At 68.4% G+C, this 21,864-nt stretch carries 18 protein-coding genes and 1 pseudogene; 13 read left to right on the plus strand and 6 right to left on the minus strand.

What is annotated here, in order from left to right:
* Window positions 1–595 precede the first annotated feature (595 nt).
* Window positions 596–2,869, minus strand: coding sequence for a chromosomal replication initiator protein DnaA (gene dnaA, locus AGRA3207_RS20640; RefSeq protein ID WP_273700062.1), 2,274 nt, complete (start codon window positions 2,867–2,869; stop codon window positions 596–598).
* Window positions 2,870–3,560: 691 nt separating this feature from the next.
* Here dnaA and rpmH point away from each other — a divergent pair.
* The 8 genes from rpmH to AGRA3207_RS20685 all read left to right on the plus strand — a co-directional run bounded on the left by rpmH (window position 3,561) and on the right by AGRA3207_RS20685 (window position 8,837).
* Window positions 3,561–3,698, plus strand: coding sequence for a 50S ribosomal protein L34 (gene rpmH / locus AGRA3207_RS20650; RefSeq protein ID WP_131736510.1), 138 nt, complete (start codon window positions 3,561–3,563; stop codon window positions 3,696–3,698).
* A gap of 15 nt (window positions 3,699–3,713) precedes the next feature.
* A complete protein-coding gene (gene rnpA, locus AGRA3207_RS20655; RefSeq protein ID WP_231328688.1) occupies window positions 3,714–4,082 on the plus strand; it encodes a ribonuclease P protein component in 369 nt (122 codons plus the stop codon).
* On the plus strand, window positions 4,079–4,441 hold the full coding sequence (yidD, locus tag AGRA3207_RS20660; protein ID WP_231328689.1) for a membrane protein insertion efficiency factor YidD: 363 nt from the start codon (window positions 4,079–4,081) through the stop codon (window positions 4,439–4,441). Before rnpA ends, yidD begins: the two co-directional genes overlap by 4 nt.
* Window positions 4,434–5,426: a membrane protein insertase YidC gene (yidC, locus tag AGRA3207_RS20665; RefSeq protein ID WP_231328690.1), complete on the plus strand. Its 993-nt coding sequence runs from the start codon at window positions 4,434–4,436 to the stop codon at window positions 5,424–5,426. The genes yidD and yidC overlap by 8 nt, the downstream gene beginning before the upstream one ends.
* Before the next feature lie 37 nt (window positions 5,427–5,463).
* Complete coding sequence (locus AGRA3207_RS20670) at window positions 5,464–5,949, plus strand: Jag family protein (protein WP_231328691.1); 486 nt, start codon at window positions 5,464–5,466, stop codon at window positions 5,947–5,949.
* 980 nt (window positions 5,950–6,929) lie between these two features.
* Window positions 6,930–7,523 carry a dihydrofolate reductase family protein gene (locus AGRA3207_RS20675; RefSeq protein WP_231328692.1) on the plus strand — a complete coding sequence of 198 codons (594 nt, stop codon included), beginning with the start codon at window positions 6,930–6,932 and terminating at the stop codon, window positions 7,521–7,523.
* Complete coding sequence (locus AGRA3207_RS20680) at window positions 7,520–8,440, plus strand: NAD-dependent epimerase/dehydratase family protein (protein WP_231328693.1); 921 nt, start codon at window positions 7,520–7,522, stop codon at window positions 8,438–8,440. Before AGRA3207_RS20675 ends, AGRA3207_RS20680 begins: the two co-directional genes overlap by 4 nt.
* Before the next feature lie 13 nt (window positions 8,441–8,453).
* A complete protein-coding gene (locus AGRA3207_RS20685; protein ID WP_231328694.1) occupies window positions 8,454–8,837 on the plus strand; it encodes a PPOX class F420-dependent oxidoreductase in 384 nt (127 codons plus the stop codon).
* Between the two features lie 37 nt (window positions 8,838–8,874).
* On the opposite strand, the gene AGRA3207_RS20690 is transcribed toward AGRA3207_RS20685, so the two are convergent.
* Window positions 8,875–9,327 (minus strand): Lrp/AsnC family transcriptional regulator, encoded by a 453-nt coding sequence (locus AGRA3207_RS20690; protein ID WP_231328695.1) that lies wholly within the window; start codon window positions 9,325–9,327, stop codon window positions 8,875–8,877.
* A gap of 109 nt (window positions 9,328–9,436) precedes the next feature.
* Between AGRA3207_RS20690 and AGRA3207_RS20695 the strand changes: the two are divergent.
* A pseudogene (locus tag AGRA3207_RS20695) lies at window positions 9,437–9,664 on the plus strand (LysE family translocator); the annotation flags it as partial.
* Between the two features lie 56 nt (window positions 9,665–9,720).
* On the opposite strand, the gene AGRA3207_RS20700 reads toward AGRA3207_RS20695, so the two are convergent.
* The gene (locus AGRA3207_RS20700) at window positions 9,721–12,000 is read right to left on the minus strand and encodes a hypothetical protein (RefSeq protein WP_231328696.1); all 2,280 of its coding nucleotides are present in this window, start codon (window positions 11,998–12,000) and stop codon (window positions 9,721–9,723) included.
* Between the two features lie 310 nt (window positions 12,001–12,310).
* On the opposite strand from AGRA3207_RS20700, the gene AGRA3207_RS20705 reads away from it, so the two are divergent.
* Entirely contained in the window at window positions 12,311–12,649 is a 339-nt protein-coding gene (locus tag AGRA3207_RS20705) for a LysE family translocator (protein WP_231336334.1), read from the plus strand.
* 423 nt (window positions 12,650–13,072) lie between these two features.
* Here the strand turns inward: AGRA3207_RS20705 and AGRA3207_RS20710 are convergent, their stop codons facing one another.
* Window positions 13,073–13,522 (minus strand): DUF6458 family protein, encoded by a 450-nt coding sequence (locus AGRA3207_RS20710; RefSeq protein WP_231328697.1) that lies wholly within the window; start codon window positions 13,520–13,522, stop codon window positions 13,073–13,075.
* Window positions 13,523–13,697: 175 nt separating this feature from the next.
* Between AGRA3207_RS20710 and rsmG the strand changes: the two genes are divergently transcribed.
* The 3 genes from rsmG (at window position 13,698) to AGRA3207_RS20725 (ending at window position 16,545) form a co-directional block, all read left to right on the plus strand.
* Window positions 13,698–14,387: a 16S rRNA (guanine(527)-N(7))-methyltransferase RsmG gene (gene rsmG / locus AGRA3207_RS20715; protein ID WP_231328698.1), complete on the plus strand. Its 690-nt coding sequence runs from the start codon at window positions 13,698–13,700 to the stop codon at window positions 14,385–14,387.
* A 353-nt stretch (window positions 14,388–14,740) separates the two neighbouring features.
* Window positions 14,741–15,556 (plus strand): ParA family protein, encoded by an 816-nt coding sequence (locus AGRA3207_RS20720; RefSeq protein ID WP_231336335.1) that lies wholly within the window; start codon window positions 14,741–14,743, stop codon window positions 15,554–15,556.
* On the plus strand, window positions 15,553–16,545 hold the full coding sequence (locus tag AGRA3207_RS20725) for a ParB/RepB/Spo0J family partition protein (protein ID WP_231328699.1): 993 nt from the start codon (window positions 15,553–15,555) through the stop codon (window positions 16,543–16,545). Before AGRA3207_RS20720 ends, AGRA3207_RS20725 begins: the two co-directional genes overlap by 4 nt.
* A gap of 1,911 nt (window positions 16,546–18,456) precedes the next feature.
* Here the strand turns inward: AGRA3207_RS20725 and AGRA3207_RS20730 are convergent.
* Together AGRA3207_RS20730 and AGRA3207_RS20735 are read right to left on the minus strand one after the other, a co-directional pair.
* On the minus strand, window positions 18,457–19,395 hold the full coding sequence (locus AGRA3207_RS20730; RefSeq protein ID WP_231328700.1) for a D-alanine--D-alanine ligase family protein: 939 nt from the start codon (window positions 19,393–19,395) through the stop codon (window positions 18,457–18,459).
* Window positions 19,396–19,463: 68 nt separating this feature from the next.
* Window positions 19,464–20,786, minus strand: a complete 1,323-nt coding sequence (locus AGRA3207_RS20735; RefSeq protein WP_420830760.1) for an aminotransferase-like domain-containing protein — start codon at window positions 20,784–20,786, stop codon at window positions 19,464–19,466.
* Between the last annotated feature and the right edge of the window lie 1,078 nt (window positions 20,787–21,864).

Below are 21,864 nucleotides of genomic sequence, written 5' to 3' on the forward strand. Positions count from 1 at the left end.
TCTGTCCACGGGGGCTGTGCATGGGCCGTGGACGGCGCGGCGCCGCCTGGGGACGGCGATTCCGTCCCCACACGTCATCCTCACGTCATCCCCCGGTTGTCCACGAGTTCTCCGCAGGTTCTCCCCGCCCGGCGCGGTCCCGGCGACAATGACGGGTGATCGTCGAACTCGTCCCCAGGCCGTCCCCAGGAAGTCCCCAGGCTGTCCACGAGTTCGTCCCCATGATGCCGGGTGGCCGTCCCCAGCCGTTCCACAATGCGTCCACGAGTCGTCCTCAGGTTGTCCGCAGGTTTTCCCCTGGCTTATCCACGGGGATCCCCAGGGTTTTCCCCAGGCTGTGAATGGCGTCCCCCGTGATACGTCGCGTTTTTCGGTGTTCCTCCTGCTTTGGACGAGCGAAACGGGGTCGGTCCGGGTCGGAGGCGGCTCCGCCCGGCCGTCCACAGCCGCCGCGTGGGCTCTTGCGAGCTTTCCACAACCGTCGGACAGCTGTCCGTGAGCCTTCCACAACCGTCAGAGGGGGTCACCGTCGGCCCGGCATCGGTCCGGCAACACTCGCCCGATGCGAGGCCCCTGCCCCGGCCGGAGGGGGCCGTCAGCGCTTGCGGGCCTGGTGCTTGATGCGCCCGGTCAGTTCCGTCACCTGGTTGTAGATGGCGCGGCGCTCGGCCATGAGCGACCGGATCTTGCGCTCGGCGTGCATGACCGTCGTGTGGTCGCGCCCCCCGAACTGCTGGCCGATCTTGGGGAGGGACAGCTCGGTCAACTCCCGGCACAGGTACATCGCGATCTGCCGGGCCGTCACCAGCATCCGCGACCGCGACGGCCCGCAGAGGTCCTCGATCGTCGTCCCGAAGTACTCGACCGTCTGCGCCATGATCATCGCCGCGGTGATCTCCGGGCCGGAGTCGTTGGGGATGAGGTCCTTCAGGACGATCTCCGCCAGCTTCATGTCCACCGACTGCCGGTTCAGGCTCGCGAACGCCGTGACCCGGATCAGCGCGCCCTCCAGCTCGCGGATGTTCGTCGCGATCTGCGAGGCGATGAACTCCAGCACGTCGGGCGGCGCGGCGAGTCCCTCCTGCCGCGCCTTCTTCTGCAGGATCGCGATCCGCGTCTCCAGCTCGGGCGGCTGGACGTCCGTCGTCAGACCCCACTCGAAGCGGTTGCGGAGGCGGTCCTCCAACGTCACCAGCTCCTTAGGGGGACGATCACTGGAGATCACGATCTGCTTGCTCGCGTTGTGGAGCGTGTTGAAGGTGTGGAAGAACTCCTCCTGCGTCTGCTCCTTGCCCTCAAGGAACTGGATGTCGTCGACGAGGAGGATGTCCACATCCCGGTACCGGCGCCGGAAGCCATCGGCCTTTCCGTCCCGGATCGAGTTGATGAAGTCGTTCGTGAACTCCTCAGAGCTTACATAACGGACACGCGCGCCATTGAAGAGACTTTGCGCGTAATGCCCGATGGCGTGGAGGAGGTGCGTCTTGCCGAGACCGGAGTCCCCGTAGATGAACAACGGGTTGTACGCCTTGGCCGGCTGCTCGGCGACCGCGACGGCGGCGGCATGCGCGAACCGGTTGGACGAACCGATGACGAAGGTCTCGAACGTGTACTTCGGGTTGAGACGGGCGTGCTCGGACGCGCCGGACCCCGGGCCTCCGCCGGAGGAACCGGACCCGCCGCCAGGCGCCCCGGAGACACCCGGCGCGACACCCGGCGCACCGGGGGCGCTTCCGACCGGGCCCGGGCCGCTTCCGCCAGGCCCTGGGCCGCCGCCACCCGGTCCTCCGGGGCCTGGACCGCGGCCGCGCGTGTCGTCGGCCTCCTCGTCCCGGTAGCCGGCCTCTGCCCGATAGGGCTCTTCTCCGCGGTAGGGCTCTTCCCCGCGATAAGGCTCCTCTGGACGGTACTTATCCGCAGGCCCGGCGCTCTTGTACGGATCGTCCCCGAGCCCTAGCGGAGGCTCGCCACCCAGCTGGTTCTCTGGCCCCTGCGGGGACTCGGCGCGGCCTGCGGGCCGGAGCGGTCCCAGAGTCCGGTCGTTCAGATGCGAAGGCGCATGCGGAGGCCGTCCTGGAAGCTCCCCTCCGTAGCCTTCTGCACCTCCTCCGTATCCCTCTGGCCCGGGACCATAGTTCTCTGGGCCTTTCCCATAACCCTCTGGGCCGCCGTAGCCTTCGGAGCCGCTGTAGCCTTCCGATCCGCCGCCTCCGGGCGGGCGTCCGCGTCCGCCTGGATATCCCTGGCCGCCTCGTCCGTCGAACGGTGCGCCCCGTCCTCCGTATGCGGGCGGACGCGGAGCGGGCGGATAGCCGCCGCCGTGCTCGGCCTCCCGCTGCGGCCATCCACGATCCTCGTCCGCCTGTGGATATCCACCGGCGGACCCAGGGTTGTGGGTAACTCCCGACTGCGTCCTGTACCCCGGATCGTTGTACGGCTGCTCGGGGTAGGACCGGTCCCCATATGACTGGTCCGTGTAGGAACGGTCTCGATCGTGTTCATCGGAGGGACGATCGCTATAAGAAGGTGCAGATTCGTGCACCGGCGCGGATAGCGGCTCGCTCCCTCCCGCGCGCGCGCCACCGCCGGGGCCCGGCCCAGCTCCACCAGGCGGCTCCGGCTGGACGGTCACCGCGACGCGGATCTCCCTGCCCAACTCGCGCGAAAGCGCCTGCGTGATGAGGTTCCGAAGCCGCGTCTCCAGTGCGTCCTTGGCGAACTCGTTCGGCGCCGCGAGGAGCGCAGTGCCTTCCACAAGGGCCAGCGGACGGACCATCGGCAACCAAGCGCGGTAGCTAGGAGAAAGGTCGCTCTCAGCCAGTGCAGTGAGGGTGCGGGCCCAGACCGATCCGAGATCCTGACCGTCCATGCGCAAGGTCCCCTCCCCACGACTCCGCTGAACGGAGTACCTGACTGCCCAGCTCCCCCACGGGTTGCGACCCGCCTCGGTGGGCACGGCCGCGACGCGGAAGACTTACTCTCTCACGAGTTGTCCACAGAGTTGTCCACATGCTGTGCATGAACATGCGGCACCCTGTGCAAAAGTCCTGGCGCGGACTCGGACAGCTGAGATCGGATCGCTCCCCGTCGGCGCGACGGCCATTGACGGGAGCGGTGACTGGGGGGTGGTCCTGGAACGGAGTCTCGAACGATGAATGCCGACATCGGATGCTCAGAAGGAGTGTCGGCTCGCCGGAGAGACCCTAACCGCTGCTTGCCCAGCCCGCAACACACCTGGCCCATCCACACACCCCGCCACTCCTTTCAGCAGGACCGACCCCGGCGGGCGAATGGGCGCGCGGCGGCCTGTGGATACCTCGTCGCACCCCCGCAAGGCCGTCCCGTCATTGCCCCAAGCGGCGGCACCCGTTCCGTTTGACCGCGTGCCCGGGTAGCCCGTAACGTTCTGAGGTCGAGTCGCATCGACGGAGCTGTCGCGTGCCCGCCGGCCGCCCCTCCTGGGAAGCACGGGTGGGCCCCCGCTGCGGGGGACCAGACGCGAACCTCGATGCGAGCTATCGCGCCTTGAAGACGAACCGACCGCAGCACTGGAGCCTCGAGTGAGCAAGCGTACTTTCCAGCCGAACAACCGTCGCCGCCACAAGAAGCACGGCTTCCGGCTGCGCATGCGCACCCGCGCCGGGCGCGCCATTCTCTCCGGGCGGCGCGGCAAGGGCCGCGCCCGTATCGCGGTCTGATCGACGACCCCTCTCATGCTGCCGTCCGGGCACCGGATGCGGCGGCGGGACGACTTCACGCTGGCCGTCCGGCGCGGTCGCCGCGCCGGACGGCCGAACGTCGTCGTCCACCTGCTCCACCGGGAAGGGGACCCCGGAGCGGCCGGACCGCCGCTGGTCGGGTTCATCGTGGCGCGCACGGTGGGGAACGCCGTCGTCCGCAACTCGGTTCGCCGCCGGCTCCGGCACCAGGTGCGCGCGCACCTGGACCGTCTCCCAGCGGGTAGCCTGCTCGTAGTGCGCGCCAACCCCGCCGCGGGGAAGGCGCGTCCTGACGAACTGGCCGCGGATCTGGAGTCGGCGCTCGACCGGCTGCTGCGGCCCGCGTCCAAGGGGCGGAGATGAGGAGTCGGCAGGGGGACCCGTTCCCCTCCCAGCACGCCACGGCAGGGGCGCCAGGCCCCGTCGCCACGGTGCTGATCCTCCTCGTCCGCGCCTACCGCCGCTTCTTGAGTCCCCTGCTCGGGCAGCAGTGCCGCTTCCAGCCCAGTTGCAGCGCCTACGGCCTGGAGGCCCTCCAGACCCACGGCGCACTGCGCGGAACGTGGCTGACCGCCCGCCGGATCGGCCGGTGCCATCCCTTCCACCCCGGGGGCTACGACCCGGTACCGCCGAAGAAGGCGTCCACGGCGGCTTCTTCGAACTCCGGCCGCGAGGAGAGCGGCCCCGCCCTAGCAGAGCCCAAGGAGCTGCCCGGTGCTTGATTGGCTGTACGAGATCGTCGCTCAGCTCATTGTGTGGATCCACACAGCGCTGAGCACCGTCGTCCCCAAGGACAGTGGATGGGCCTGGGGCGGCTCCATCATCCTGCTGACCGTCCTGCTACGGCTGGCCATGGTCCCCCTCTTCGTGAAGCAGATCCATGCCTCGCGCAAGATGCAGGAGCTGAACCCCAAGGTCCAGGCGCTGCGTAAGAAATACAAGAACGACAAGCAGCGACTCAACCAGGAGGTCATGAAGCTCTACCAGGAGAACGGCGCCAACCCGCTCTCAGGTTGCCTGCCGCTCCTGGTGCAGATGCCGGTCTTCATCGGCCTCTTCCAGACCCTCAAGCGGATCTCGGACGCCAAGGAGGGCCACGACGTCTTCGCGCTCAAGTGGGAGCTCGTCGAGAGCGCCCAGAACGCGAACATCTTCGGCGCCCACATCCCGGACACCTTCCTCAACGCCTGGGGAGCCGACCCCAAGAGCTGGACGGCGATCATCGTCACCGCCATCGCGGTGGTGATCAGCTCCTGCACCACGTTCTTCACCGTCCGCGCCAGCATGAAGCGCCAGCCCGTCACCGACGACGCCAACCCGATGATGCAGGCGCAGAAGATGATGGTCTTCCTCGCTCCCCTCTTCGGCCTCTTCGGACTGGGCTTCCCCCTCGGCGTCCTCATGTACTGGGTCACGTCCAACAGCTGGACGCTCGCCCAGCAGCACTACATCTACAAGAAGTACCCGCCACTCGCCGCGAACGGCGACGGGAACGGCACGACCCCCGCCAAGGGCGCTCCGGCGAAGGGTGCTCCCGTCAAGGGCAAGGCCGGCGCGAAGGGCACGTCCACCTCGTCCGGGGTCAAGGCGAAGCTCAAGAAGGACACCGCACCGGCCCCCGAGCCCGAGGACACCAAGCCCAAGGTCGTCCGGAATCAGCCGACCCGTAAGTCGCGCAGCAAGCGCAGCGGCAGCCAGAAGCGCTAGTTTGAACCCCGAGCCCCTGCCCGAGAAGGAGACCCCGTTGAGCCAGACCGACACCACCGAGGTCGACGTCCAGGCGCTCGAACAGGAAGGCGAGATCGCCGCCGACTACATCGAGGGCCTGCTGGACATCGGTGACTACGACGGCGACATCGACATGGACGTCGAGGGCGAGCGCGCGATCGTCGCCGTCGTCGGCGGCTCCCTGGACGAACTGGTCGGCAAGCGCGGTGAGGTCCTGGAGGCGCTGCAGGAGCTGACCCGGCTGGCCGTCCACCGCCAGACCGGCAACCGCACCCGCCTCATGCTCGACATCGGCGGCTACCGCGAGCGCCGCCGCGCCGAGCTCACCAAGATGGGCACGGACGTCGCCGACGAGGTCAAACAGGGTGGCAAGCCCAAGCCCCTGGCCCCGATGACCCCGTTCGAACGCAAGGTCGTCCACGACGCGGTCGCCGCCGCGGGCCTGCGCAGCGAGTCCGAGGGCGAGGAGCCCGAGCGCTACGTCGTCGTCTACCCCGCCTGACACGCCCGGCACGTCCCCGCCTCCCGGTCGCCCCGCCCCCTGACCGCGCACATCCCGGCCCAGGGGGACCCGCCCGTCCCCGCCACGCGGGCGAACGCTCCCGCATTCCTGTAATCCGGCCCGCTGCGCGTGGCCGACGCCGATCGTCGTCTCCCACGCGGCGTCGCCCAGGACGCGACAGCCCCTTCCCAAAGCGATAGACGCCATCGCTCATAGGACACGGCGATCCGGCTGACCAGTGAGCAAGCCACACGCCGCTCGATCTCCCGACGGCTGCCGTCAATCACGACGATGCCGCCCCGGCCACGAGCGAGCCCGCCACGCATCCTGTACGGCGGCGAGCGCCGCGCGCTGCCATGCAGCGGAACCCACTCTCCAGATGCCGAACGAGCTCCCCGGTGTGGCTTCTTCCACGCCCTCCGCAAGAACACACCGACTTCTCAGATCGGTGGATGCGTGACGCCGTCAGCGCCAAGTCCGGACCTGATGTCACCAACTCTGATGACGACGGTCTTCGGTCGAAACCGCCACTGTGAAAGGGTTCCCCTGACGACCGACAGGAACCTCTCCATGACCGGACAGACTGCTCCGTTGCCAGCTCGTCACCGCCGTAGGAACCTGCCCCAGACCGTCGCGATCAGAGGCACCGTCTCGCGATCACCTGGTGTCCTGGAGCACCTCCGAAGCGCACGCGGCGCGGTGCGGCAGGCCTTGGACCTGGACCTCGGACCTGTACCTCGGACGTAGAGCAGCAGTGGGCGCCGCAGTGGCCGGGCCAGGGCGTCCGCAGCAGTCTCACGCGCAGATTCAGCTGTGACCAGCTCACGGCCACACCGAGAGAAGTAGCGCAACGGAGCCGTCCGTCTCCCTGAAGCTCATGCGTTGCAAACAGACACACACTAGACATTTGAGTTCCCTTAAGGAACTTCAGATGCTAGGGTCACAGAGTCTCTTGAAGGAACTTCGAAAGGATGACGCAGATGAGCAAGGTCATTTGCGCCCACGCGGTGTCGGTCGACGGTTACATCACCGGGCGTGACCCTGACGCCGGACGCGGACTGGGTGACGCGACGATGCTGTTCGACTGGTACTTCGATGGCGACACGCCCAGCACGGTGTTCGACGGATTCAAGCTGAGCGGACCCAGCGCCCAGATCTTCGACGCCCTCGCCGGAAACGTCGGCGCGATCGTGGCGGGACGCAACACCTACGACGACTCCGAGCATTTCGGAGGCGGCAGCCCGCACCCGACGGCCCGGTTGTTCGTCCTGAGCCACCGGACGGCCCCGCAGATCTCCGACCGGCAGACCCTGGTCACCACCGGTATCCGGGACGCGATCGCGGCGGCCCGGGAGGCCGCAGGCGACAAGAACGTCGGGCTCATGGGCGGGGGCGTCGTGACCGAGGCGCTGAAGGAGGGACTCGTCGACGAGCTGGTCCTCCACCAGGTGCCCATCCTGCTCGGCGGCGGCCGGCCCTTCTTCCAGACGCTGCCCGAGCACGTGCAGCTTCACCGGCTCGACGTCATTGCGGCGCCCGGCGTGACCCACCTGCGCTACGAGGTGGCCCGATGATCCTCGTCACCGGAGGGCTCGGCATGATCGGCGCCCACACCGCCCGCGCGCTCGTCGACCTCGGCCACGAAGTCGTCGTCACGTCCCACCGCCGGACCGAGGCGCCCTCGTTCCTGGCAGGACGGGTCACCGTGGAACCCCTCGACGTCACCGACCGGGACGCCTTCCTCGCCCTCGCCGACCGCCACCCCATCAGCGACATCGTCCACCTTGCCGGGACCATCCCCGACCAGGACCCGGTCCGCTACTTCCGTACCGACACGACCGGTCTGCTGAACGCGCTGGAGGCCGCCCGCACCTGGGGCGTGCGCAGGTTCGCCGTCGCCAGCAGCCTCGGCGTCTACATCGGCCGGACCGAGACGCGCTGGCATGAGGACCTCGCGCTGCCCACCGTCGACCTGCCGCACCTGATCATCGCCTTCAAGAAGGCCGTCGAGCCGCTCACCACCCACAGCCTCCAGGGCAGCGGCGTCCAGCCTGTCGTACTCCGGATCGGAAGCATCTGGGGACCGTTGATGGACCCGGAATCACCGTTCAACCCCATCCCGCCCTACATCAGCGCGGCTCTGCGCGGGGAGCAGCCGCCGGCGCTGTACGCCGACGACGGCGGCGACACCTGCTACGCACCCGACGCCGGGCGTGCCATCGCCCTGCTGACGGCCGCGGGAAGCCTGCAGCACACCACCTACAACGTCTCCAGCGGCCGACCGTTCACGAACCGCGAACTCGCCGACGCCGTGCGAGAGGTCACCCCAGCCCAGCGTTTCGATCTCCTGCCTGGACGGCCGACCGGCCCCGGCGAGAACCCCTACCTCGACATCACGCGGCTCTCCCGCGAAACCGGCTTCACTCCCACCTTCGACATGACCACGGCGGTCGCCGACTACGTCGCCTGGCGCGCCGCCAACCCCCGCTAGAAGGAGAACACCGATGCTCGACCCCGAAGTGCGCCGCGTCCTCGACGGCACCTCGATCGCACACCTGGCCACCGTCATGCCGGACGGCTCGCCCCACACCACCCCCGTCTACGTCGGCGCCCATGGTGACCAGATCGTCTTCTTCACCGGCCCGGGCATGCGCAAAGCCCGCAACCTGCGCCGCGACCCCCGGCTGGCGTTGTCCATCGCACCGGTCGACAACCCCTTCCAGCCCGTCGTCATTCGCGGACGGGTCGTCGACTGGCTCGACGGCGACAGCGCCTGGGAGATCATCGACGGCCTGGCCATGAAGTACACCGGCTCGCCCTACCCCCGAGGACAGGAGCGCGTCGTAGCCGTGATCGAACCGGAACGGCAGACCGTCGGCGTCGCCTGACCAGCCCCGAGAGGCGCACCACCAACGGCCCGCGTCCTCAGGTGGGAAGTGGACGGTCGCTCACGATGTGCTTCATGACGAGAGTGGAGTTCAACCGCTGCACGCCCGGCAGTGCCGACAGCACATCGTCTTCCAACTCCTGGTAGGCGGTCAGGTCCGCTGTGACGATACGCAGCAGATAGTCAGGGTCCCCGAAGAGCCGCTGAGCCTGCACCACCTCCGGCACCTGGGCGACGGCGGCCTCGAAGCCGAGCAAGGTCTCGCGGTCCTCCTGGCGCATGGTCACGAACACCAACGCCTGGAACGTGAGACCGAGCGCGGTGGGATTGACCACCGCCCGATAGCCGCGGATGGTCCCGTCGCGTTCCAACTCCCTCAGCCGCCGATGGCACGGCGACACGCTGAGCCCGACTCGCGCCGCCAACTCCGTGATCGTTAGGCGACCGTCCTCCTGAAGCGCAGCAAGGATCTTCCGATTGATCGCATCCATATAGAAGATCCTTCCACTACAGGCGCGCTATCGAGCAAAAGTTAGAACCATCTTCGCGCTGATCGAAAGTATCCTCCCCTCAACTGCCGTTTCGGGGGAGGTTGTACTCATGGCCGTCGGTTCCCTGCTCGCTTTCTGGACGGTCGCCCTGCTGCTCATCGTCGTCCCGGGGGCGGACTGGGCGTTCATCATCAGCGCCGGACTACGAGGCCGCTCGGTGCTCTCGGCGGTCGGCGGGCTGGTCGTCGGCTACGCCCTGGTCACCCTTGTCGTCGCAGCCGGCGTCGGCGCCCTCGTCGCTGGATCCCCCGCTCTGCTGACCGGCCTGACGATCGTCGGTGGCCTCTACCTGATGTGGCATGGCGCAACGACCTTCGTACAGCCCGCGTCCCCTCACCCAGCCAAATCCGACAACCCACCAGACAACGCCTCGCGGCCAGCATCCGCCACCGCGACGCACCAGATACCGGCGCCCCCGGCGCCGAGCACCATGTCGCCTCGGGCATCGCGACCCGCGTCGAGTACCGCTTCGCCGACCCTGGGGAACATCTCCTTGCTCACGGCGCCGGGTACCGTACCGCCTACCACGCTGCGAACGACGTCGGAAGCCGCGCCGCATGGCCCGCGCACAAAGTCGGGCCCTGCGACGCGCGCGGTGTCGCACCGTCTTCCGCCGTCGAGCCTCGTGCCCCGGACGGTGTCTGGTGTCGCCTTGCGCCCAATGTCGCCTACCACCTCACGCTTGGCGTCGGACACCGCGTTGCCTACGTTGAACACCGGGTTGCGTGCCCTGCGGACGCGGTCGAGCTCGATGTTGCGCGGGATGTGGAGCGGTGCTTTGCCGCCGTTGAGCATCGTGTCGCCGACAAACCCTGGTGTCACCTTGCGTCCGAGGTGGCCGATCACCTTCCGCTCGGTAATGAGCACCGCGCTGCGTAGCCTGCGCGGGTGGTCGAGCTCTGTGTTGCGTGGGATGTGGAGCGGCGCTTCGCCGGCGTTGAGCTTCGTGTCGCCGATGGACTGTGGTGTCGCGTTGCGTCCAAGGTCGCCCAGTACCTCCCGCTCGGTGATGAGCACCGCGCTGCTTACCGTGTCGGGCTCCGCGTTGCGCAGCCTGCGCGCGAAGTCGGGTGCCGCGACGCGCGCGGTGTCGGGCATCGCCTCGCGGCCGACGTCCGGTACCGCCTTGCGTCCGACGACGTCGAGCACCGCGTCGCGGCCAGCGTCGAACGCCGCCTTGCGGCTGCCGTCGGGTACAGCATCGCGGTCAGCGTTGAGCACCATGTCCCGGACAGCGTCGATTACTTCACCGCGTATCGCGTGGCTGATCGTCTCGCGGCCCACGTCGGATACCGCTTCGCGGACCATAAGGAACGTCCCCTTGCCCAGGGCGCCGGGTACCGCGTCGTGTGGCCAGCGCACGAGATCGGACACTGTCTCGCGCGCGCCGTCGGCTACCGCGTCGCGAACGCCGTGGGGTACCGCGTCGCGTGGCCTGCGCGCGAGGTCGGACACTGTCTCGCGCGCGCCGTCGGCTACCGCGTCGCGAACGCCGTGGGGTACCGCGTCGCGTGGCCTGCGCGCGAGTTTGGACGCTGCGTCGCGCGCGTCGTCGAGCGCTGCGTCGCGGTCCGCATCGAGCACCGCGTTGCGACTGACGTCCGTCACCGCTTGGCGGTGGACGTCGAGTGCCGCCGTGCGCGCGTTGTCGGGCATTACGCGGCGGTCGGCGTTGACCACCGCGTCGAGCATGGTGTCGAGGACCATGTCGCGCCCGACGTCGCGCACCGTGTCGCGGCCCGCACCGGGTACCGCTTGTCCGGCGGTGTGGGGAAGCCCCCTGCGTATTGTGACGGGTACCGCGTCGCCTGGCCTGCGCGCGAAGTCAGCCACTCTGTCACACGCGAAGACGGAAGCTGCGTGCGCACCGTCGAGCATCAGTTTGCGGCCAGCGTCGAGCGCTGCGCTGCGGTTGACGTCCATTGCCGCTTGGCGGTGGGCGTCGAGCGCTGCCTTGCGCGCGTTGCCGTGCATCGCGCCGCGGTCGGCGTTGACCACCGCGTCGGGCATGGTGTCGAGCACCTCGTTCCGCTCGACGTCGCGCGCCACGTCGCAGCCAGTGTTGGGTACCGCTTGGCGGACGGTGGGGGGCGGCCTCTTGCGTATCGTGTCGGGCTCCGTGTCGCGTGGCCTGTGCGCGAGGTCGGACGCTGCGTCGCGCGCGTCGTCGAGCGCTGCGTCGCAGCCAGTGTTGGGTACCGCTTGGCGGACGGTGTGGGGCGGCCTCTTGCGTATCGTGTCGGGCTCCGTGTCGCGTGGCCTGTGCGCGAAGTCGAGCGCTGCGTCGCGCGCGTCGTCGAGCGCTGCGTCGCGGTCCGTGTCGAGCGCCGCGTTGCGACTGACAGTCGTTACCGCCTGGCGGTGGGCGTCGAGCGCTGCCTTGCGCGCGTTGCCGTGCATCGCGCCGCGGTCGGCGTCGATTGCTGCGCCGCGCATGCTGTCGCGCCCGACGTCGCGCATCGTTTCGCGGCCAGTGTTGGGTACCGCTCGGCGGACGGTGTGGAGCAGCTCCCTGCGTACCGTGGCGGGTACCGCATCGCGTGGCTTGCGCGTGGAGTCGGGCGCTCTGTCGCGCGCGGTGTGGGGCACCGCCTTGCGGCTGACGTCGGGCACTGCGTTGCAGTTGGGGTCGGCTACCGCGTTCCGGTCGAAGTCGGGTGTCGTGTTGCGAACGGGTCGAGGTGCCGTGCTGCGGCCGGCATCGGGCAGAGTTTTGTACTTCGTCCTGGGGAGACGGCTGCGACCCTCCTTTGTTTGGTATGGCACTTTTGTTACGAGCCCGCCCGGGGTGTCGTGTGGTGGCTCGGCTGATTTGCCGGGCGTGATGGTGGGCGGGTCTCTGCGGGATGAATCGGTTGACGGGATGTGCGGCTTTCAGGGCGAAGGGGGGCCTGGCCTGCCGTCCGGGGATCTGCTTGAAGCAGTGAGCGACGCGGACAGGAGCGCTGACCGGAGAGCTTTCTTGCGTGGGATCGGTGTCAGCGGGCTTAACCCCAAGGGATTGTTGATCTTCCTCGCGTTGCTTCCCCAGTTCACGGACGCGGGCGGCTCGTGGCCGATCGCCGTGCAGATCGGCGTGCTTGGGTCGGCCTTCATGGCCACGTGCGCCTTGTTCTACCTGTGCTTGGGCACGCTTACGCGCACGGCTCTGCACTCGCGGCCCGCTGCGGCGCGTCTGATCAGCCGGTTGTCGGGCACTGCCATGGTCGGCATCGGAGCGTGGCTACTGATTGATCACCTCGTGGGCCAGGCTCTGGGCTGAGGGCGGCGGCCGCGGGGCCGGAGGGTGAGAGGCCCGTGGGGTGATGTCGTCGCGACGCTGCGGTTGCTCCCGGGGTGAAGAACAGCGGCACTGTTGTGATGCACCTGGTGTGGGTGCTCGCCCTCGCGGACGAGGGCAATGGCCTCGCCGTCCAGGCCGCGGGGGCTGCTGATCGGAATGGGTGGGATCCTGCGAGAGCGGTGGGAGGGCGGCGATGAGGCTGGTTGTGGTTGGTAGTCCCTGGGGGGTGCTGCGGAAGGCGTTCGGGCTCATGTGTCAATGGTCGGGGCTGGCGGAGATGCCGGGAAGTAGAACGGAATTCTGTGGATAGGCATGGGCAGGGACCCCGTGTCCTGGCCGATACGGGGTCCCTGCGGAGCTCGGTGTGTACCGCCGCCCACTACACACCGAGCCGGTTTTCGCCTACCTTCGTCCGCGTCCGCGTGGGATTCGGCGAGTGTTGGACGCGACCGACGTGGTGTTCTGCTCTGCCGGATCCTGGGCGAGGGCGGGATCCTGCGCGTAGGCCGGATCCTGGGCCAGGTGTCCGTGGGATGTGGCCTCGTCCGCCGGGTGCTCGATCACCCGCTCGACACGCTGGGCCGGGCCGCCGCCGGGTGGCGGGTCCTGAATGATGTGCTCTTCGCGGACGATCGTCCCCGGCTCGTCGCCATATGCCGGGTCCGTGCCGACCACTCGACCGGCGCGACGCCGGGGGCGGGTGTACTTGAGAGTGAAGCCCATACTGATCAGCCCGACCAGGATCAGGATCCAGCCGACCAGGTGAATGTCAACGCCGCTGAGATCGACGCGAAGGGCGAACGCGAGGATCGCGCCGAGGGCGATGAACGCAAGACTGACTCCGATTCCCATGTGCCGGAGCTCCTTCCGGGGGGAGGCGGGGTGACACTGATCCTCCCTCTACCCGTAGTGCGGCGAATATGCGGAGGGGTAGGCGGTCCTGACCATCTCGCAAGGGTCAGGTGGTCTCTGGGCTGGGACGTTTCGTGTGTACGCCGACACTGGTTTTTGTGGAACGATTCGTACGGTGGGGATCGCACGGGAGGTTTTCGGTGACGCGCTGCCGGTCGCGGAGCGCTATGCGGCGTTCCTCGCCGACGCCGGTGTCGAGCGCGGGCTGATCGGGCCCCGCGAGGTCGACCGGCTCTGGGAACGGCACCTGATCAACTGCGCCGTGGTGGCCGAGGCGATACCGGACGGAGCGCAGGTCGTGGACATCGGATCGGGCGCCGGTCTGCCGGGTGTCGTCCTCGCGATCGTCCGGCCCGATCTGCGGGTCACGCTGCTGGAGCCGTTGCTCCGGCGTACGACGTTCCTCAACGAGTGCGTTGACATGCTGCGGCTGCCGAACGTCGAGGTCCGCCGGGCCAGGGCGGAGGACGTGGCTGACGAGTTCTCCGTGGACGTGGCCACGGCGCGGGCCGTGGCGCCCCTCGAACGGCTTGCGAAATGGGCGCTTCCGCTGCTTCGTCCGGGTGGGGAACTGCTGGCATTGAAAGGTGAGCGGGCAGCCGCGGAGCTTGAGGAAGCCCGTCCCGTACTGACGCGGTTCGGAGTGCGGACCACCGAACTGCTTCAAGTCGGGCGCGGTATGGTCGATCCGCCGACAACGCTCATCCGTGTGGTCGCCGACCGCGAGGTCGTCCGGGATGGGGCGGTCGGGCGACAACAACGCGCGCCCCGGCGCGCTAAAGGGTCGAGGAAGAGGTCTTCATGAGCACGGGACCAGGGCCGGGCTGGCCTGACCGCGCCGACGAATCCCCCGACGACAAGCCGTCCGGACAAGCCGGACCCGGTGAAGGCATGGACGGCCAGGACAAGGCTGTTCCGGACGAGGCCACCGCCGGACAGCCGGGGGAGGCGGGCCCGGGCACCGCGCCGTCCGGACACGCCATGTGGAGTACCACGACGTCCGGTACCGCGGAGAACGTCGGTTATGTGCCGACGCACGTCGGCGCGCAACCGCCGGGTCCGCGCAAGGGACCATCTCAGGGGGAGTCAGAACTCGTGCGCGAGGCGCTCAAGGACGCCAAGGTTTCACATGAAACACCGGTCACCGGACTCAAGGTGATGTCGGGCCGCAGGGACAAGGAGTGGCCTCGGCCGGGTCAGTGCCGGATCATCACGATCGCCAACCAGAAGGGCGGCGTCGGCAAGACCACCAGCTCGGTGAACCTTGCCGCTTCCCTCGCCATGCACGGCGCCCAGGTACTCGTGGTCGACCTCGACCCGCAAGGGAACGCCTCCACCGCGTTGGGAGTCGAGCACCACGCCGAGATCCCCTCGATCTACGACGTGCTGATCGAGGACATGGCACTGGCCGACATCGTCGTCCCGGCTCCTGAGATCCCCAACCTCTTCTGCGCGCCGGCGACGCTCAACCTCGCCGGCGCGGAGATCGAACTCGTCTCCAAGGTGGCCCGGGAGTCGCGGCTGCGCCGCGCGTTGGACGCCTACGAGACCGAGAAGTTCGACTATGTACTGATCGACTGCCCGCCTTCGCTCGGCCTCCTCACGGTGAACGCCCTCGTCGGTGGCGACGAGCTGCTCATCCCGATCCAGTGCGAGTACTACGCGCTGGAGGGACTCGGTCAGCTGATCCGCACCGTCGACCTCGTGAAGGCGCACCTCAATCCGAAGCTGCACGTCACGACGATCCTGCTGACGATGTACGACGCCCGGACGCGCCTCGCCGCGCAGGTAGCGGAGGACGTCCGGAACCATTTCGGCGACGTCGTCCTCAACACCGTGATCCCCCGCAGCGTGCGGGTCTCCGAGGCACCGAGCTACGGCCAATCCGTCATGACCTACGATCCCGGTTCGAGCGGTGCGCTCGCCTACAGTGAGGCCGCCTCGGAGATGGCTCACCGAGGAGCGGCCAAGTGAGCCAGCAGCGACGCGGCCTGGGCAAGGGGCTGGGTGCCCTCATCCCCACCGCCCCGCCTCCTCCCACGCCCGAGGAACCGGGCGCTTCGGGTGAGCCGGGCTTCCCGGGTGGCCCGCACGGCCCTGGGTCGGACGTCGGCCCGGACATGAAGCCGGTCGCCGGCGCCCATTTCGCCGAGCTGCCCGTCCGGTCGATCACGGTGAACCCGCGTCAGCCGCGTGAGCATTTCGACGAGCAGGCCCTGGAGGAACTGGCCGAGTCGATCGGCATCGTAGGACTCCTCCAGCCGATCGTCGTCCGTAAGGCGGACGGTCCCGGCGAGCACGACTATGAGCTCATCATGGGCGAGCGCCGCTGGCGGGCGTCCCAGATGGCCGGGCTGGACGTCATCCCCGCCATCGTCCGCGACACCGGTGACAACGACTTGCTCCGTGACGCGCTCATGGAGAACCTGCACCGGCAGCAACTGAACCCCCTCGAAGAGGCCGCCGCCTATCAGCAGCTCCTCCAGGATTTCGGCGCCACCCATGAGCAGCTCGCCGGTCGGATCGGGCGTTCCCGTCCGCACATCACGAACACGCTGCGGCTCCTGAACCTGCCGCCCGCGGTGCAGCGACGTGTTGCCGCGGGAGTTCTGTCCGCCGGGCACGCGCGGGCGCTGTTGTCGCTGGACAGCGTTGAGGCGCAGGAGCACCTGGCGCAGCGCATCGTCCAGGAGGGTTTGTCCGTCCGGGCGCTGGAGGAGCTCATCGCCCTCCGCGAGGTGGACGACGGGCCGAAGGCTCCGCGGCAGGGACGTCGCAAGCAGCCCGTCGCACCGGGCCTCAAGGAGATCGCGGACCGGCTCTCCGACCGCTACGAGACACGCGTCCGCGTCGACATGGGCCGCAGCAAGGGCAAGATCGTCGTCGAGTTCGCCACCCTGGAGGACCTCGACCGCATCATCAAGTCGATGGTTCCCGATGAGGCCGTGGACGAGCCGGAGTAGCCTTCCTTGGCGTTGAGCGCCCCGGGCCTGGTGGCCTTCGGGGCGCTTTTTGCTTCTGCTTAAGTCTTTGTTTGGCGGGTGCGGATCTCGGTGGGCTCAGCGGCCAGTGCCGACCGGTGACTTCTCGGTCGAGGCCCTCCCCCCGTCGTCTCGCTGGTCGCTCCCGCCGGGTCGCCTTCTCTGCCTTCTCTGTGTCCGCCTGTGCGGACGGAGGTAAGAGGTGAAAACGGGCGATGGTTGGTGCGCCTGGCCGTCCATCCTCTTCGGTGCCGGGTAGCGGCGGAGGTCTCCCCCGGATGGGCCGGTCGGCCTAGCGCGTTTGACCCGGCTGTCGCGTCCGCCTTGCTCGCCCAGCGGTCGTCGTCACGATCCGGCGCGCGACAGATGACCGGTCGACACTTTGGATTACCGACAGCGGGTGGTCGTCGGGGCGGAGCGGTGACGGGTCAGGATCGGTGGGTGGGCAGCTTCTGATCTGACGGTGACAAGCCCGTTCGAGCGCGGCTGACGGGGGCCGCACGGTGATCCATGGCTTTGGTGGCTACTGGACGAGGTGGGCTCGTGTGGTGGACGACCGTTGGTAGGTGATGGGCTGCGACCGTCTCATGGGTGTCGTCGGCTCGCCGCTTTGCTGTGATTTGCGGTGACGATGCTCGCTCGCAAGCATCTCTTGGCCGACCCGCTCCGATGCAGGCGGCCTGTGGTGGAGATCCAGTGCTGACCGGCCGCGCTCGACGGATCGGTCACTTCGGTTTGGGATGAGCGATCTGCTTGGGTTGCGCTCGACGCTCAGAGCTCCCTAAGTAGCGGTGCTGATGAGAGGGCGTCATCTGCCATGGTCGTGACCGCTAGGACGAAGATCCGCTGCGGCTCGAGGTCGAGCCGTTGCGGTCAGGTCCTCCAGCGCCTTATCTACCGCGGACTTTAGGGCAGACTGCCCGCAGCGGATCGTGTGCACGAACGACGGCGCCGACGACTTCGGCTCGACAAGGTGGTCGAATTCTGGTGGTCGAGGTGGCCTGGAGTCGACGACGAGTTGGGGGCTCGCCTCCCTTCGGGTGCGGGGCGTCAGATCGACTTCGTTTGCGGTGGGCGATCGGTGGGGCCGACAGGAGGCGCTGGGAGGTTTCACGGGAAACACGTGAGGCGATCTTGGAGGGCCGTGCGGGCTTTTCCTGGGCGAGCGGCATCCGCCGCCATCGTCAGGTGCCGCTGCGTGGGTGCCAGCTCAATGGTTATACGGGTCCGGGGTGGGCCCGGGGGCGGGGCCTCTTCGGTGCCATCCGGTGAGCCGGGCTTGTGGGCTCTATTGCAGGGCGAACCCTTGAGCGTCCGCCTCGTAGGGGCGGCAAGTAGATCGCTGACGGCTGCCCTCCGGCCCGGCCCACCCGCACTTGATGGGAACTCGCGTCTCGATCGCGGTCGGATGAGGCTCGCCGTGTTTCGGTTTTGACCGGCACAGGGTGATTTGCGTGTCGCCTGCGGAGCAGGCATCGCCCTCGGAGACGGCCGGGCCCGGATCGTCGAGGCTAGTTCTCCTCTCATGTTTCGCGTGAAACATGGCTTGGCTGAGTGGCACTTGAGATGAAGCACGTGAGTACGGGTGGCCGAGCCGACGGGCAGAGAGGCGGGGAGGAGCGCGGCCGGATCCGGGTCCTCGTCTTCGCGCTTTCCGTCTTCTGGGGATGCGCGGAGCGATCTTCATTAGGGGTTGGAGGTGGCGTCTCGGAGCTAGCGCTCGCAGCGGGGGCGATCAAGGTGTGGGGAGTGCGTGATGAGCGCACGCTGGCCGCCAGGCGCTTGGAGCCGTCTGGCGGCCTTGGTGGTGGGCCATCGAGTGAGCCTGTCGGTCCTGGATCGCGCCGGGCGTCCAGGGTGGGTCGGGTTCGATTGTCTGGTCGGCTGGCGTGGTCAGAAGCGGGCGAGGATGAGGTCTCGGCAGACTTCGCCGAGATCGAGGCCGGCGACGCTGACGGCGCGGGGGAGAAGGCTCGTCTCTGTCATGCCGGGGGCGACGTTGACCTCAAGGAAATGAACCTCCCCCTCGTCGTCGACGATGAGGTCCGTTCGGGAGACGTCGCGGAGGCCGAGGGCGTGGTGGGCGGTCACGGCGGCGGCGGTGGCGCGTTCGGCCGCTTCGGGCGTGAGTCGAGCCGGGGTGACGAACTCGGTGTCGCCGGCGTCGTAGCGGGCGGTGTAGTCGTACAGTCCGCCAGGCGCGACGATCTCGACGGCCGGGAGGGCGGTGGCCTTTCCTCCGCGCTCGATGACGCTGACCGCGATCTCCGTCCCGGGGACGTAGCGTTCGACGAGGGCGGCGTCTCCGTACGCGAAACAGCCGACCATGGCGGCGGAGAGCTCGGACGCGTCGTGGACGGCGGAGGCACCAAGAGCCGAGCCGCCGCGGGTGGGCTTGACGAAGAGGGGGAGCCCAAGACTCCGGACGATCTGGTCCAGGACGGACGCGGCTCCGAGATCGTGGAAGACCTCTTTGGGGAGCGCGACGGAGTCGGGAGTCTGGAGTCCCGCGCGGCGGACGACGGACTTGGCGGTCGGCTTGTCCCAGGCGACCCGGCAGGCGTCCGGGCGCGCACCGATATAGCGGACATCAAGGAGCTCAAGGACATCGCGAATCGAGCCATCCTCCCCCGCCGCGCCGTGCAGGACGGGGAACACCGCATCTGGGGGGTCGTCGGTCAAGGAGTCCAGGAGGGTGGCGTCGGCATCGCGAAGTTCGACGGGGATCTCCAGGGCGCGTAGGGCGTCCGCGACTCGTCGTCCGGAGCGGAGTGAGACCTCGCGCTCATACGACAGACCCCCAGCGAGTACGACGACATGCCCGAGTTCCAATGCAATTGCCCTTCAGAGAACGTAAAATGCGCCGGGGAGCCCGGCGCGTTTCACGTGAAACATGAGGCTCAGACGACGTCAGGCCCCGGCGTGTGGACACCGGTGGAGCCGCTCCGAGCCGCTCCACCGAAAGTGTCTCGCAGCTGGATCTCCTGTTCCACCACCGCCGCCAGCCGCCGGACGCCTTCACGGATCCGGTGTGGTTCCGGGAAGCAGTAGGACAACCGCATGTGTTGGCGGCCTCCGCCGTCCGCGTAGAAGCCGGTGCCGGGGACATAGGCGACCCGGTCGGCTATGGCGCGCGGCGCCATAGCCTTGGAATCGAGGCCCTCGGGGAGGGTCAGCCAGACGAAGAAGCCGCCGGCGGGTTTCGTCCAGGTGCAGCCGTCCGGCATCAGCTGGTCGAGTGACTCCAGCATCGCGTCGCGGCGAGCGCGGTACAGCTCACGGAAGTTCTTGATCTGTGCGCGCCACGGCTGGGTGGCCAGATACTCGCGGACGGCGAGCTGGGAGAAGTTCGACGGGCAGAGGATCGCGGATTCGGCGGCCAGGACGAGCTTGGTCCGCACCGCGTGCGGGGCCAGCACCCAGCCGACGCGGAGCCCGGAGGCGATCGTCTTGGAGAACGAACCGAGGTAGATCACCCGGTCGGCGTCGTCCGCGCGAAGGGCGCGCATCGGGTCGCCGTCGAAGCCGAGGAGACCGTACGGGTTGTCTTCGACGATCAGTACGTCGTACTCGGCGCAGATCTCGAGGATCTGGGCCCGGCGGGCCTGGGTGAGGGTGACGCCCGCGGGATTCTGGAACGTCGGGACGGTGTAGATGAACTTGACCCGGCGGCCTTCCTTGTCGAGGCGGGAGAGAGCCTCGCGGAGTGCCGCGGGGATCAGGCCGCCTTCGTCCAGCGGGACGTGGACGACGTCCGCCTGGTATGCGGCGAACGTGCCGAGCGCTCCGACGTAGGACGGCGCCTCGGCGAGGATGACGTCCCCCGGATCGATGAAGATCTTGGTGATGAGGTCGAGTGCCTGCTGGGCTCCGACGGTGACGACCACGTCGTCCGCGGACGCCTGGACCCCTTCGAGGGCCATCACCTCGCAGATGTGCTCGCGCAGCTGCTCGTCCCCCTGCGCCGAGCCGTACTGGAGCACCTCCGCGCCTTTGCCCGCGACCAGGTCGCCGACCATCTCGCCGACCGCGTCGAGGGGGAGCGCCGAGACGTACGGCGCGCCGCCCGCGAGCGACACGACCTCGGGGCGGGCCACCATCGCGAACAGAGCCCGGATCTCCGACGGCACCATGCCGGCGGCACGGGCAGCGTAGCGGTCGGTGTAGGCATCTGTCCGCGAGTGCTGTTCCACGAGGTACCTCCGAGGTGGATCGGCTTTCAAGCAAACTACGTCATCGGCTTATGGACGCGTCCGGTGAACCCCGCCTAAGACGCCACACCGTTGCCCGGACCGCCGCGCCGCGCTGAGCCGCCGCGTCCGGCGTGTTTCTCGATGGGTGGTTCCGTACGCGAAGTCGTGAGGTGAGGTTCGGGCCGCGCCCAGAGGGGGCTTCGGATCGCTGGTTCGGTGTCGTTGGTGTGATCGTGTTGTTCGGGACGGTGCTGTCGTCCAGTGGATGTCTCGTCCCGGGCGGCGTGGCCGGTGGGAAGGGGCCTTGAAGGAGGGGCGCTTCGGACGGCTTGGTCTCCGAGCTGTCTGAACCCAGCTGATCCCACGAGCGAGCAGGAGATGCCGCGGCGCTGGCGGGCGGGTGGACCCGGAGCCGTCCCAGATGGAGGGCGAATCGGGTTGGTCGGCGCAGATATGCGTGAGGCGCAGCCGCCAGAAAGGCAAGGATGCGGATCGCCCGGGGAGGTGGAGGTACGGGGGCAGGCAGTGCGGTCGGAAGGTCGATGATGCTGCTCGCCGCATGAGCGTGGTGCTGAGTGTCGAGGCTGGCTTTGTGATCGGAGGGCGCGCTTGGGGCGCGCCGGGTTGCGGAGCGAGTTTGGGCGTCAATGGGCGTGCTGGACGTGCTGGGCGTGGAGAGAGGCGTGCCGTTCACCGGGCTGAGGGTGGGAGCTGCGGAGGGCGGGATGTGCGGTCGGTCGTGCTGGGGGACGGAGCCGGACTCGGAAGGGCCGCCGGTCGGAGATCGATAGCGCGCCAAGTCGTCGTGTCGATGAGGAGCGGCGCGCTGAGTTGTGGGAGCAGTGTGATCGGAAGGACACCATGGCTCGCTCGCCATGCTGTGCGGACGGAGGGGCGGAGCGACGCGGTTGTCGCTTCGGAGTTGGGCGTTGGGTTGAGGGTCGCTCTGGTGGTCGGGGGTCGTGTCGTCTGACGGGTGGGGCCAGCCGCGCTGGCTGAAGTGGATTCCCTGCCGAAGTCGTGTCGTCAGAGAGGCCGGGCTGACCGGAAGGTCGCGCCGTCGGGGGACGCGGGAGACAGGGAATTGGGGTGTGCGGAAGTCGGCGTC

Origin of the sequence: Actinomadura graeca (genome assembly GCF_019175365.1) — a bacterium.
GTDB lineage: Bacteria > Actinomycetota > Actinomycetes > Streptosporangiales > Streptosporangiaceae > Spirillospora > Spirillospora graeca.

What these genes read in the sequence shown, in the direction of transcription:
- dnaA (WP_273700062.1), bottom strand. Translation starts at nt 2,869, where the DNA reads ATGGACGGTCAGGATCTCGGATCGGTCTGGGCCCGCACCCTCACTGCA.
- rnpA (WP_231328688.1), top strand. Translation starts at nt 3,714, where the DNA reads ATGCTGCCGTCCGGGCACCGGATGCGGCGGCGGGACGACTTCACGCTG.
- yidD (WP_231328689.1), top strand. Translation starts at nt 4,079, where the DNA reads ATGAGGAGTCGGCAGGGGGACCCGTTCCCCTCCCAGCACGCCACGGCA.
- AGRA3207_RS20675 (WP_231328692.1), top strand. Translation starts at nt 6,930, where the DNA reads ATGAGCAAGGTCATTTGCGCCCACGCGGTGTCGGTCGACGGTTACATC.
- AGRA3207_RS20680 (WP_231328693.1), top strand. Translation starts at nt 7,520, where the DNA reads ATGATCCTCGTCACCGGAGGGCTCGGCATGATCGGCGCCCACACCGCC.
- AGRA3207_RS20685 (WP_231328694.1), top strand. Translation starts at nt 8,454, where the DNA reads ATGCTCGACCCCGAAGTGCGCCGCGTCCTCGACGGCACCTCGATCGCA.
- AGRA3207_RS20690 (WP_231328695.1), bottom strand. Translation starts at nt 9,327, where the DNA reads ATGGATGCGATCAATCGGAAGATCCTTGCTGCGCTTCAGGAGGACGGT.
- AGRA3207_RS20710 (WP_231328697.1), bottom strand. Translation starts at nt 13,522, where the DNA reads ATGGGAATCGGAGTCAGTCTTGCGTTCATCGCCCTCGGCGCGATCCTC.
- AGRA3207_RS20720 (WP_231336335.1), top strand. Translation starts at nt 14,741, where the DNA reads ATGTCGGGCCGCAGGGACAAGGAGTGGCCTCGGCCGGGTCAGTGCCGG.